Source organism: Paraflavitalea devenefica (assembly GCF_011759375.1).
Lineage (GTDB): Bacteria > Bacteroidota > Bacteroidia > Chitinophagales > Chitinophagaceae > Paraflavitalea > Paraflavitalea devenefica.
On the sequence record NZ_JAARML010000020.1, the window covers coordinates 1 to 668 of the forward strand.

A 668-nucleotide genomic window follows, 5' to 3' on the forward strand; every position below is an offset into this window, starting at 1 on the left:
TGGTGACTGGGGCTAAGTCGTAACAAGGTAGCCGTATCGGAAGGTGCGGCTGGAATACCTCCTTTTTAGAGACTGCTCAGTATTTTTTAGTTGTTGCTTCTTCTAACTTTCAATTATTAGTTCTTTCATCTTAAGTTCTTTCAATAGTAACCCGAATAGAGGTGCTACCTAGATCCGTAGCTCAGCCTGGTTAGAGCACTACACTGATAATGTAGGGGTCAGCAGTTCAAATCTGCTCGGGTCTACTTATAAGCTGCAAGCTGTACGCTAATGGCAACGGGCATCTGCCTCGAAACCCATAGCTCACCGCTCAAAGCTAATACTTGGGGGGTTAGCTCAGTTGGCTAGAGCATCTGCCTTGCACGCAGAGGGTCATCGGTTCGACTCCGATATCCTCCACAAATCAAATTCAATTAGTTCATACTTTAAGAATTTGAAAATTAAGTTCTTGTAAATAATAGATAAGCCTGGGAGGCTAACCAATGGTTCGAAACCATATTATCTGCATCGTTTGTTTGATAAGCAATTATCATCCAAATTAGCTCTTTGACATATTGGGTAGTTAAAAATTTAAGTTGTAAATGACGAGTAATAGTAATAACTCTTTTAAAGCACTTAAGGGCGTATGGTGGATGCCTTGGCTCTGAGAGACGATGAAGGACGTGGTA

At 41.6% G+C, this 668-nt stretch carries 1 protein-coding gene, 2 tRNA genes and 1 rRNA gene; 3 read left to right on the plus strand and 1 reads right to left on the minus strand.

Annotated elements, in window-relative coordinates; all coding sequences use genetic code 11:
• The 3 genes from HB364_RS32855 to HB364_RS32865 all read left to right on the plus strand — a co-directional run.
• Positions 1–65: ribosomal RNA gene (locus HB364_RS32855) — 16S ribosomal RNA — on the plus strand; the annotation flags it as partial.
• 105 nt (positions 66–170) lie between these two features.
• Positions 171–245, plus strand: a tRNA-Ile gene (locus HB364_RS32860).
• 80 nt (positions 246–325) lie between these two features.
• A tRNA-Ala gene (locus HB364_RS32865) sits at positions 326–399 on the plus strand.
• Between the two features lie 41 nt (positions 400–440).
• Here the strand turns inward: HB364_RS32865 and HB364_RS32995 are convergent.
• Positions 441–668, minus strand: a 228-nt coding sequence (locus HB364_RS32995; protein WP_208420181.1) for a hypothetical protein, incomplete at its 5' end; no start/stop codon positions are given.